This is a genomic window from Nostoc sp. C117, from assembly GCF_043099735.1.
Lineage (GTDB): Bacteria > Cyanobacteriota > Cyanobacteriia > Cyanobacteriales > Nostocaceae > Nostoc.
In genome coordinates, this window is sequence record NZ_CP170991.1 from 369,122 (window position 1) to 380,544 (window position 11,423).

At 44.3% G+C, this 11,423-nt stretch carries 10 protein-coding genes; 7 read left to right on the forward strand and 3 right to left on the reverse strand.

What is annotated here, in order from left to right; translation table 11 throughout:
- Nucleotides 1-11: 11 nt before the first annotated feature.
- From fraD to ACFG4S_RS03345, 3 genes are all read right to left on the reverse strand, one after another.
- Nucleotides 12-1,019, reverse strand: coding sequence for a septal junction protein FraD (gene fraD / locus ACFG4S_RS03335; RefSeq protein WP_392533457.1), 1,008 nt, complete (start codon nt 1,017-1,019; stop codon nt 12-14).
- A 60-nt stretch (nt 1,020-1,079) separates the two neighbouring features.
- Entirely contained in the window at nt 1,080-1,622 is a 543-nt protein-coding gene (gene fraC / locus ACFG4S_RS03340; RefSeq protein ID WP_392533458.1) for a filament integrity protein FraC, read from the reverse strand.
- A gap of 236 nt (nt 1,623-1,858) precedes the next feature.
- Complete coding sequence (locus tag ACFG4S_RS03345) at nt 1,859-2,083, reverse strand: hypothetical protein (protein ID WP_392533459.1); 225 nt, start codon at nt 2,081-2,083, stop codon at nt 1,859-1,861.
- A 400-nt stretch (nt 2,084-2,483) separates the two neighbouring features.
- Here ACFG4S_RS03345 and ACFG4S_RS03350 point away from each other — a divergent pair, with 400 nt between their 5' ends.
- The 7 genes from ACFG4S_RS03350 (at nt 2,484) to ACFG4S_RS03380 (ending at nt 11,387) form a co-directional block, all read left to right on the forward strand.
- A complete protein-coding gene (locus tag ACFG4S_RS03350) occupies nt 2,484-3,848 on the forward strand; it encodes an LLM class flavin-dependent oxidoreductase (protein ID WP_392533460.1) in 1,365 nt (454 codons plus the stop codon).
- Between the two features lie 220 nt (nt 3,849-4,068).
- Nucleotides 4,069-5,607 carry an amidohydrolase family protein gene (locus tag ACFG4S_RS03355; RefSeq protein ID WP_392533461.1) on the forward strand — a complete coding sequence of 513 codons (1,539 nt, stop codon included), beginning with the start codon at nt 4,069-4,071 and terminating at the stop codon, nt 5,605-5,607.
- Between the two features lie 98 nt (nt 5,608-5,705).
- On the forward strand, nt 5,706-6,374 hold the full coding sequence (locus tag ACFG4S_RS03360; protein ID WP_392533462.1) for a prolyl oligopeptidase family serine peptidase: 669 nt from the start codon (nt 5,706-5,708) through the stop codon (nt 6,372-6,374).
- A 498-nt stretch (nt 6,375-6,872) separates the two neighbouring features.
- The gene (locus tag ACFG4S_RS03365) at nt 6,873-7,871 is read left to right on the forward strand and encodes an aldo/keto reductase (protein WP_392533463.1); all 999 of its coding nucleotides are present in this window, start codon (nt 6,873-6,875) and stop codon (nt 7,869-7,871) included.
- Between the two features lie 75 nt (nt 7,872-7,946).
- On the forward strand, nt 7,947-8,999 hold the full coding sequence (locus ACFG4S_RS03370; RefSeq protein WP_392535894.1) for an aliphatic sulfonate ABC transporter substrate-binding protein: 1,053 nt from the start codon (nt 7,947-7,949) through the stop codon (nt 8,997-8,999).
- A 182-nt stretch (nt 9,000-9,181) separates the two neighbouring features.
- On the forward strand, nt 9,182-11,005 hold the full coding sequence (locus ACFG4S_RS03375) for an ABC transporter ATP-binding protein (RefSeq protein WP_392533464.1): 1,824 nt from the start codon (nt 9,182-9,184) through the stop codon (nt 11,003-11,005).
- A 244-nt stretch (nt 11,006-11,249) separates the two neighbouring features.
- Complete coding sequence (locus tag ACFG4S_RS03380; RefSeq protein WP_392533465.1) at nt 11,250-11,387, forward strand: DUF4351 domain-containing protein; 138 nt, start codon at nt 11,250-11,252, stop codon at nt 11,385-11,387.
- Nucleotides 11,388-11,423: the final 36 nt, after the last annotated feature.

Sequence of the window (11,423 nt, forward strand, 5' to 3'; positions counted from 1 at the left end):
CCTGCGCCTCTTCACTGCTGCGGAGGGGGCGATCCAATGATAAATTTATTCAGGCGATCGCATTCAATTTCTCCAACTGTAATTTTCTCTCCCGGTGTGCTGCTTGATGCAACTGGTTCAATCCGACAAGATTTCTTTAAATAATACCCCCGTGGGTTATAACTTGGTCCTAACCAGAGACTCAGTAAATCTAATATATACCCAGACTTAGTATTGGCTACACGGGGTTCAACACGCCATAATTTTTTTTCTTCATATTTTGCGAGGTTTTTTTGAATTATTCCGTTACCCAAGCTTCCTACTCGCTGTTTTGCATCTAGCAACCATTTTTCGACTTCTGACCAAGGTTTTCCAGCTATTTGCCCTTCTACTATTGGTTCAAGTTTGTCTAAAATAATAATGCCATTTGGTGGTACTTTGACTGGTTGTTCAGTTCTGACAACAAAGGTACTACGTCTAAAACTATCTGTCTGCACACTGGGATATTGTTCTAACCAATTATTCATCACAAAATAAAACTGAATCCAGCAACTTAGCAACATACTGCTAGCAACTAAAATTATGATTTTTTGGCGGTCTTCTGGCTTAGGAATTTGAGCTTTAGCGTCTGTGTCACTTCCTTCGATAAATTCTGGTATTGCCGTAATTAGTGCTGAAATTGTCGGCCAAAAAACAATTGTTGTTGGTGTAATTACATCCTTTTGACTTCCAAAGGCAAAAACACTAACTAAGAATCCAGTGATTACTGCTCCTACTGGCATAAAAGTACCAGGAACCCTCAAAGGATCTTCAGTTGTATACCAAGCTGTACCAGCAATTAAAAACAACCAACCAAAAAATGCAATTATATCTTTTATATAACCTGTAGCAAAATATGAAAGCATCCAAGAGAAAACACTCATATAAATAAATGTTTGCCAAGAATAAGCTTTTGGTGGAACTAATATCTTTCTAATTCCTGCGTAAAGCCCTTCAGCAAATTTTACAACCCCAAATAAATCTTTAAATAGCGTATTCATATGTCTCCATACACCTGATTAATCAATATTTTTGCTCTGAATATAAAAATTGAGTTTTTGCTACTTTGAGCGTACTAATAAAATTATGGTTATTGCACTATAGCTCAGAGAATTTGCTATCAATATAGTAGTAACTATATTTGTATTTTGTAAATTACCACTACTGAAAGTGCGCCATTTACGCCTTTGAAATACTTCAACTTCCTCTTCTTTTTTAGCAAAGGGCTCCTTTAATAAGGAGAAGAGTAAAACTTTCAAGAGGAAAAATTTAATTATAAAAGTCGCAAAGAAAATTACAAAGGCAGTTAAAATTATTAAAGTTTGTGTATTAGGCGATTTAAAATTATTAAAAAACATATAGTTAATTAATTCTGATTTTACCTCTATTGGCAACATTGGTTCTGAGACAAAAAATATCAACCAACCAATGACACTAGAAAAGAGATTAAGAGAAATGGCATAAAAAGTGCTAGTTTTTTTGTCAAATTTTAGCCGTCTGTTTAAAATATATGCTTCCACAGGGATAGCAATCAGTACAAATAAAAAGTCAAATAGAACTCCACCTATGGGAAAAATTCTGGGAAGCATCCAGTTTTCAGGCATAAAAAGTTGAGGGTAAGGTTTAGCTGTAGAGAGTATAACCGGGATAGTGAGGATGATGGGGGAAATTATCGCATTGTTATTAGTCGTTTACCAATTCAGTTTTGAGTGCTGATGTTAAGCAATGTGTAAGCCACCGAGATTAAGTATGCTTTGGGTAAATACGGAAACTCTAGGCTATGGGGAGTAAAAAGGCTGGCTGCTAATAAATAGTACACCAACCTCAAATCATCCTTATATTATGTAACGACCTTTTTTCCACTGTGCTGACTTCTACCTCCTAGCTTGACAGTGCTGTTAACAGTAGCAGGGCTTTGAGCCAGTGCTGAGTAAAAATCCCAGTCCCCAGCGATGCACTGAGCTTGTCGTTGGCGCAGCCTCTCGCAGAGAAGTGTCCCCAGTCCCCAGTGATTCTTACTTGTTTCATCGGGACTCCTTTGTTCTGGCGAATTTATAGATAACATGAATACTCAGCCATCACTCAGTTTGCAATACTTAATGTTTGAGAAACTAACAATTCGTATATCATGCAATTGTGATTTCCAGTACATTTTTTTTTTGGTGTATTGTGTAAACTGTATCTGCTGAGTCAGATTGCTATAGAAATTTATGGTATCTCAATCCACAACTAGCAACATCCCTAGTTTTGCTGTCGTATTAACTTAACCTCTCATTCGTTTTCTGCAAGCAAATTTGGTTCTTGGAAAAGTAATTTCATCATTACATTCAGTATCGAGTTTTCTTCACTCGTAGCTTTTTCATATCTGCTTCAGGCATATCTGATGCAGACATGAGAACTCATGAGTATACATCAATCAACAATAGCGATCGCTAACGCACCATAACAACAAAACAAAAAAGCATATGAATAAAACACGTAAGTTTCGTTTAGGTGCATTCATTCAAGCTACTGGACACCATGTTTCTGCTTGGCGTCACCCTGATACACAAGCCGATGCTGGTTTCAATTTCGAGCATTACAAGGAAATTACCCAGACTGCTCAACGCGGCTTATTCGATGCAGTTTTTCTCGCAGACAGTCCAGGCGTCTGGGGTGGCGCTCCCGAAAGTCAGAAACGTAATGGTAAACTTGTCCATTTCGAGCCAGTCACCCTGTTTTCAGCCTTGTCGTCCGTCACCCAAAACATCGGCTTTATTGCTACCGCCTCAACTACATACGAAGAACCCTACACCCTCGCACGTAAATTTGCGTCTTTGGACTATCTAAGTAACGGTCGGGCGGGGTGGAATGTAGTCACCACAGGTAATGAAAATGCCGCTCTTAATTTCGGCCTGGAGTATCACCCAGAACATAGCCAGCGTTACGAACGCGCCGAAGAGTTTGTAGAAGTAGTGAAAGGACTGTGGGATAGCTGGGAAGACGACGCTTTTATTCGTGACAAAGAATCTGGCATCTATTTTGATGAGAACAAACTACATATACTCAACCACAAAGGCAAACATTTTTCTGTAAAAGGCCCTTTGAATGTCGGTCGTCCACCCCAAGGCTACCCCGTGATTGTCCAGGCTGGAGCCTCAGAAGCCGGACGGGATTTAGCTGCGCGTACAGCTGAGGTCATTTTTACCGCGAATCAAACTCTAGCCGATGCCCAGGAATTTTATGCTGATGTTAAAGGTAGATTAGCAAAATATGGGCGATCGCCAGACGATCTAAAAATCATGCCTGGGGCTTTCCCCATCATTGGCCGTACCGAGTCAGAAGCTCAAGAAAAATACGAATTCCTGCAATCGTTCATCCATCCCGATGTCGCCTGGGGTATTTTAAAGAACTATTACAAAGGCGTCGATTTGTCGAAATATTCCCTAGATGATTTAGCTCCCGAACTCCCCAGCGACACGAACAACAATAAAAGTCGTCTCAAACTAGTCAGGGATTTAGCGACTCGTGGGACTCTGACGCTGCGTCAATTGTATCTCTCTCTGGCGACCGCACGAGGACATCGCACCATACTTGGTACTCCTGAAACCATTGCCGACCAACTAGAAGAATGGTTCAACAACGGCGCCGCAGACGGCTTTAATATCATGCCGCCTATCCTACCTACAGGGTTGGATGAATTCGTTAATTTAGTCGTCCCCATCCTCCAGAAACGCGGACTTTTCCGTACCGAATACGAAGGCAGTACCTTGCGTGAAAACCTCGGATTGCGTCGCCCTGACAATCGTTTTGTCGCCAAACAACTAGAGCAAAAATTGGTCTTAGCCTAAAGAATTTTTCACCAATGCTGAAACCACATTTTTTAAACCGCACTTTCTGTAGATCGCCACCGAAGAGGGAGGAGATGGGGAGACAAGGGAGACAAGGGAGACAAGGGAGACAAGGGAGACAAGGGAGACAAGGGAGACAAGGAGATAAAGAAAACTTCTAACTCTTAACTCAGCACTCCTAATGGCCAATAAAAAACTTGTAATTTTTTGAAGGAAAAACATGACTGAATATAGCCGCTTGAAGACTTCACCCTCTGCTGCAATCAGAGCAACTCTCGATTATCCAGTAATTGACACCGACGTTCATACCAATGATTTCACCCCAGCTTTTGAGGATTACATCGCTAATTACGGCGGTACGAAACTTGTAGACGAATTACGTAAGGCGGAAGCTTCTCGTCTCAATTCCAAGAGCAATGGTAAAGATTGGTATCAACAAACCCCTGAAGAACGTCATAACAATCGGACAATTCGATCGCCTTGGTGGGCAAGAGTCACCCGTAACACCCTAGATCTCGCCACTTACACTCTTCCTGCACTGCTGTATGAACGTCAGGCAGAGCAAGGATCGGATTATTCGGTGCTGTTTCCGAATAATGTCTTGGCACCTGTTGGCGCAAGTGCAGAGAACCGTCAAGCACTGCAACGGGCGGTCAATCACTATCATGCTGATATTTACCGTCAATATAGCGATCGCCTGACACCTGTCGCCGGTATCCCATTGAATACTCCGGAAGAAGGCATTGAGGAGCTAGAATTTGCCGTAAAAACACTAGGTTTAAAAGTAATTAACATTACTGGCGGTGTGAAACGGCCGATTAAGGCGATCGCTGAGAAATATCCAGCGGATAAATTCCCCGAAATCGCCAAGTATGCTTCCTACATGGATTTTTACGGATTGGATAGTGAGTACGACTACGATCCCTTCTGGGCTAAGGTCGTTGAACTAGGTGTACCTGTTACTACCCATTACGGCAGTCAGGGTTGGACTGGACGCTCTTCCATCAGTAACTACATGAACAACCACATCGGTCACTTTGCCGATGGCTCCCAAGCATTTGCGAAAGCCTTGTTCTTTGGTGGTGTGACCAAACGATTCCCACAGTTGCGCGTCGCCATGCTTGAAGGTGGTGCAGATTGGGGTGCCCACGTCTACATTCATTTGGTCGATCGCTTCTTGAAGCGCAATCTCAAAGGACTGCAAAACTACAACCCAGAACTGACCAATGCCGATGAGTTGTTCGAGTTGTTTGAGCGTTTCGGTGGCGAAATTACTCAAGGACATTCCCTCACCAAAGAGGAATTGACTAAGAGTTTATTGGGTTCTTCATTCAGCCGTCATAGCCGTCAGCCAGTTGGTAAAGAACTAGAAGATTTTGCCGCAGCTGGGATTGAAACAATTGAAGACATCCGCGATCGCTGGGTGAATAGTTTCTTCTTTGGTTCCGAATCCGACGACCGCACCATCGCCGCCGCATTCAACGATAAAGCCAATCCGTTGGGTGTGAAAATCAACGCCATCTATTCCTCAGATGTTGGTCACTGGGATGTACCCGATCTCACCGCCCCACTGGCTGAAAGCTGGGATCTCGTTAAAGAAGGCGTGATTTCCGAGGCCGACTTCAAGTCCTATGTATTTGCTAATCCCTACAAGTTTTACACCCAAGCCAACCCCGATTTCTTCAAGGGAACAGCAATTGAATCCAAAGTAGGTAAGAGCGAATCTCAACAAGCAGACAAGAACTTGGTCTTAGCCTAAAAGGCGAGATGAGGGAGATGAGGGAGCAGTGAGTCTTTCCCCTCCCGCCCCTCCGCCCCTTCTACCCCCATGCCCAAATCAAATTAGGAGTGACAACTATGGCTATTGAACAACGATCGCATGATACTAGCAATGGTTCATTGCCTTATCTTTTTTCGGCGGCTTCTGCCGATGCCAAGAAACCTGCGCCTTTGGTGCTATTTTTGCACGGAGGACGCGATCGCGGGACGGATCTGAATGTATTGCTGAAATGGGGTCTACCTCATTTCGTGGATTCATCCAGCCCGTTACCTTATGCCTTTGCAGCACCCCAAATTCTGGAAGAACAGACCTGGGCAGAACGAGAATCAGATGCGATCGCTTTACTCGATCATCTCATCGCCTCTGAGCCTATCGATCCTTCGCGTGTAATCATAGCTGGATTCAGCTTAGGCACCGCTGGGGCTTGGCATATCGCGGCTTCTCATAGCGATCGCTTTGCCGGTCTGGTAGCAGTATCCGGTCGCGTACCTAAAACATTAAGCGAAAGTCAATTAACAGCACTCAAAAATATTCCCATCCACATATTCCAAGGCGCACAGGACAAAAACCTGTCAATTGAGGACGTGCAGCATGTTGTCGATACCTTGCGCGGAGTGGGTGGAACAGTAGATTTTACAGTCTTACCTGAAGGCGATCATTTCATTGCAGACGAGGTATACAGCAACCCGAAATTACAACAGTGGTTGGTTTCACTCAGCCGCCGTGAAACTTCTGTAGTTGCCTAAAAAACTTCCAAATAACAAAATACTCAACTACTTGCTTCTTTTGGGGTGGGCGTCTCGCCATTGGTGTCAAGTTAAGCTCAAACTTACTATGTCAATAAGCATTTAAGCTGAAAAATTTGGTTTGAAAGGGACAAAAAACGAACTTTTTCAGGGACTATTAATGCTTTGTTTATTAGCATCACTCCCAACTTGCGTATAAAAGTCAGAAAAAAGTTCACCTTTATACTTCGTTCCTGACAAAACCTATCGTTGACAAATGGGTTTTAACCTTAAGTTGACACCAATGGCAAGATGCCCACCCCACAAGATTGGATAATTTATTTGTTGGAAGTGCCTGGGGACTGGGGAAGAACTTTTACCCTAATCCCCATGCCCACTTGCCCTGAGCGACTCGTGCTGAGTTTCGACTACGCTCAACTACCGCGGAGCCGAAGTAAGTCGTTCGCGTAGCGTCTCGCAGAGAAGGGATGCCCAATTCCATGAACAACAAACACCGCTATGACCTTAGCAACCACTAAACTTGGTAAAACCGGATTGGCTGTTTCGCGCCTGGTTCTAGGCACCATGACCTTTGGATTCCAGATTGATGAAGAAACTTCTAGACAGATCCTTGACACCAGCGCTGATGCTGGAATCAACTTTTTGGATACAGCCGATGTTTATCCCCTTGGGGGTGGGCTTACCACTGCTGGCCGCACCGAAGAAATTGTTGGGCGATGGCTCAAAGGCAAACGCGAACATTTTATCTTAGCTACTAAGTGCGTCGGACAGGTTGGCCCTGCGCCTTGGGATCGGGGTGCTTCCCGCAAACATATTCTGGATGCGATCGATGCTTCCTTAAGACGACTGCAAACCGATTATATCGATTTGTACCAATTGCACTCCGATGATGCCTCAACCCCCATTGATGAAACCCTAGAAGCGCTAGATACGGTAGTTCGTTCTGGTAAAGCACGCTACATTGGGGTTTCCAACTTTTTAGCTTACCGACTCAGCCGTGCCTTGGGTCGCGCCGATGTGCGAAATCTGACTCGCTTTGTCTCGATTCAGCCCCGGTACAACCTGTTGTTCCGGGAAATTGAGCGGGAACTATTACCCCTGGCGCAAGAAGAAGGATTAGGTGTAATTTCTTACAATCCATTGGCGGGCGGTTTGTTAACTGGTAAACACAGTCTTGCTCAAGGGCCGACCTCAGGTACTCGTTTTACGCTGGGTGCTGTAGCAGAACGTTATCAAGAACGCTACTGGCGCGATCGCGAGTTCAATACTGTTGAGGAATTACGCACAGTGGCGGATCTGGCGGGATTGTCGCTGACTACTTTAGCTGTGGCTTGGGTTCTGGCTAATCCCATTATCACCGCGCCTATCATTGGCGCTAGCCGCCCAGAACAGCTTGTTGATAGCTTTAAGGCTTTGGAAGTAAAACTCGACGACAATTTGAAACAAAAACTAGACGACATCACCGCCGAATATCGCAGGGGAGATTCTCTTCGTTAGGGTTTCACAAATTCAGACGCGATGAATCGCGTCTCTACAATTAGGGCTAATCTGAACTTTATTGAATTTATACCAATGATTAAACGCCGCCGTTTTCTCAATGTTGCTACATCAGGTATATCTGGTTTTTCTCTGGCGTATCTGTTAGGAAGTTGTAGCGAACAAAGGCAACAAAATGCAGCAAGTAATACTACTGTTATTTCTAGTTCTCTGAGTATAAAAACTAAAGTTCTCCGCATGGGGTATCAAAGTGCAGGGGATCTTGTCCGAAATCGAAAAGTTTTAGAGAAGCGTTTGGAGCCAATGGGAATCAAGGTGGAATGGGCGCAATTTGTCCAAGGTCCCCAACTCATGGAAGGAATGGCTGCACGAAGAGTTGACGTGGGAGCAGTGGGGGAAACGCCACCGATTTTTGCTCAGGTGGCTGGATCGGACCTGGTTTATGTCGTTGGTACACAAAGAAATGCTACGACAGGGAAAAGCAGTGTTATTGCTGTACCTCCAGAGTCTCGGCTTGAGAAGTTTGAGGATATTAAGGGACAAGAAGTTTATTTTCAAAAAGGCTCGGCATCGCACTATTTTATTTTGAGAGCCTTGCAATCAATTGGCTTGACAATCAAAGATATAAAAATCAAAAGTATACCGACTATCGAGGCGCGGGCTGCTTTTCTCGAAGGTCGAATTCCAGTTTGGATGACAAGCGATCCCCACTATGCGATCGCCGAAAAAATGGGTCGAATTCGAGTCCTGAGAGATTCTGTTGGGCTAGATTCTCCTGGTGCCTACTATATTGCTGACAGGAAGTTTGCCGAACAAAATCCTGGCGTGCTAAAAATTATCATTGAGGAGCTTAATAACCTCGATAAGTGGGCAGAGGCGAATCGAGATGAAGTTGCCAAATTGATGATTAGTGAACAAAAACTTGATGAGGATGTGGTAGCAAGGGTAATGTCTCGTCGCACTTACGCAGGACGCAGAGGCCTAAGTCCCGCACTGATTGCAGAACAGCAACGTGTAGCAGATTTATTCTTTCAAGCGGGTGTCATACCGAAGAAAATTAACATTGAAGATGCATTACTTGCGCCTGATTTGTATGCTGCAATCACACCACCAGAAATTATGGTTTAGTGGTTGATCGCGCTAATGTTGCTTGGTAGCTATTAAGCACTTCAGTTCTTAATACAAGGACTAAAGTTCTTACTACAAACTTATTTAGAGAAACAGCACTCAATTTAACGCCATCGGGCGGCTAAATCAGCCGTCCATTTCTGTTTTGTACAACCTAAAACAATGCTACGAGAGCAACTTTCATGACGAAAAAGGCCAGAAAATCCCCATCCTTTCAACGTGCTGCTAATGCACCAGAGTTACCAGATACTCCATTTCGGTTCATTTGTCATTTTGTCGGTCATTTCCGTTGGTGGTACGTGGTAATGGTGATTCTGGAGGGACTTCATGCTGTCTGTGGCATTATGTTACCTTATGCGATCGCCCAAATCATGCGAGGCGTGACTCAATCTGGTGGACATGGCACGCCAATTATGGAAGTAATCAGCCAACCCCTAATCTTGTTCATAGCCTTGAGTATTGGTGAAGTACTATTTGGTCGTTCTGCGGGACTCTGCCATACTATCCTCCATCCTCTCCACCGTCAGCATGTCACCAGATCCTTATATGCCTATTTGCAGCATCATTCTCACCGCTACCTCAGCAGTAGTTTTGCTGGAGCTTTAGCACATCGCATCACCGAAACTTCTATGGGTGTTACCCAGACACTAGCGATGCTGATTACTGACTTTATGCCTGTTGTCATCGTGTTTAGTGTCTCCACTTTTTTGCTTTATCATGTTCATCCTCAGCTTGCTGCTTTCGTGGGAATATGGGCGGCACTATTTATCAGTATTTCCTTTTGGCTGGCTACTCGCTGCCGTCCTTATGCCCGAAAGGCGGCGGCTTTTAGAAGTGAAACCACAGGGATGATTGTTGATTCTGTGACTAATCTCAGCAGCGTCCGACTGTTTGCACGTCTGGGCTTTGAAAGACAATATCTTAACGATCAATTAAGGCGAGAACTAAAAGAGGTAAGAAAATCCAATTGGTATTCTGAGCGAGTCCGCTGGTTTCAGTTTGCGTCGGCGGGAGTTCTGAAAATCGGCACTCTGTATTACTCACTCTCACTTTGGAGTCGTGGGCAGATTGCTGTGGCTGATTTTGTTATGGCCACTAGTTTATCGTTGTTAATCATTAGTGAAGCACGTAATTTGAGCCGCCGCTTTCTGGAATTTTTTGAACATGTGGGCAATGTCGCCAATGGCGTACATACAATTATTCAACCGCACGAGTTGATCGATCGCGATCGCGCCATCACTTACCCAATCACCCAAGGGCGCATCGAGTTTCGGCGAGTCAATTTCAGCTACTCGGCTGGAAAAAAAGTGTTTGAAAACCTTTCTGTCACCATCGAAGCCGGACAGCGTGTTGGATTGGTGGGTTTTTCTGGTTCGGGAAAATCTAGTTTTGTCAATCTGATTTTGCGTCTGTTCGATCCACAATCTGGACAAATTTTCATTGATGGGGTCAATATTCAAGATATGACTCAGGATGCTTTACATGCCCAGATCAGCTTGATTCCCCAAGATCCATCTTTGTTCCATCGCACATTGCTGGAAAATATTCGTTATGGGCGACTGGAAGCAACCGATGAAGAAGTCATCGAAGCGGCGCGCACAGCCTACGCTCACGATTTCATCGCCCAGATGAAAGAAGGTTATCATTCGCTGGTGGGTGAACGCGGTGTCAAACTGTCTGGAGGGCAAAGGCAGCGGATTGCGATCGCGCGGGTAATTCTCAAAGACGCGCCGATCCTGATTTTGGATGAAGCCACCTCCAGTCTCGATTCAATTACCGAAAAAGCGATTCAGGATACTCTAGACTTAGCAATGAATGGCAAAACTGTGATTGTCGTAGCTCATCGGCTGTCCACCATTGCCCATCTAGATCGCATTCTGGTGTTCGACCAAGGTCGGATTATCGAAGATGGCACTCATACCAAACTGTTAGCACAAGGCGGTGCTTACTATCGGTTATGGAAAATGCAAGCAGGTGGATTTTTGCCGGTAGGAGCTAATAATTAGGGTATAGGGTATGGGGCATTGGGTATTGGGCATGGGTTAAAACAGTCAATTTTAAAAGCTCAATTCGCCCAATATTATAGGGCGATCGCTAACTCTGGTTACATCTTAATAATAATGATCGTCAAATCGGGAGGACGGAGACGAGTGCCGCTTATATCCGTCCTCCCAGCCCCTACACGATAATCATTTTTAGTAAAAAAATTCGATTATTAAAAGTGACGCATAAACTGGTTCTTGGCAACTTTTGGCTCTTTCTCTAGAACAATTAGAAAATCTCGCTGAAGCTTTGTTAGATTTTCAGGCGATTGCCCAAGGGGCAACGGCAAAGCCAAACGCAGATTTAGAAGTCTGGTTTAGTAAATTAGACATCTTTGCAAATTAAGCAAATTAATTATGCTTTCAACCCAACCCTTGTAGA